The 423-nt window shown below is 52.7% G+C and carries 1 protein-coding gene; it reads left to right on the forward strand.

The window, feature by feature from the left end; all coding sequences use genetic code 11:
• Nucleotides 1–390, forward strand: a 390-nt coding sequence (locus tag E3E33_RS10715; RefSeq protein WP_167731696.1) for a hypothetical protein, incomplete at its 5' end; no start/stop codon positions are given.
• Nucleotides 391–423 lie beyond the last annotated feature (33 nt).

The following is a 423-nucleotide window of genomic DNA, read 5'->3' on the forward strand; positions in this document are numbered from 1 at the left end:
CTGCTGAGAAGAAGCGCCGTAAAGTACCTTGTCCTTGAGAATCGAATAAAGCAGGCGAAGCGCCTTCTCCTCCTCATGGAGGAGGCAGAAATCCAGAGGGAACTCGTTAAGGTCTCGGCTGAGTTCCTCCGCTTCAGCAGGGACATCGTTGAGAGCATTGCAGAGGGACCCGGAGCAGAGGACGTTGCCAAGATGCAGGTTGAGTTCGAAAAGGCGATGGCGAAGGTTGAAACCCTCGACGAGGCTCTGAGTTCCATGCTCGACGTAACGAGCGAAAGCATCCTGAGCGGAAACTTTGACGAAGAAACGATAAAAGAGGCAGAGGCGTTCTTCGACGTAGAGCCCTCCGGAGAGAGGCTCAAAGAGATTGAGAAGGCTATGAGGGCTTAGCCCAAGCCACTTTTCCATTTACCACAACCTTTT

The organism is Thermococcus sp. GR5 (assembly GCF_012027535.1).
Classification (GTDB): Archaea; Methanobacteriota_B; Thermococci; order Thermococcales; family Thermococcaceae; genus Thermococcus; species Thermococcus onnurineus.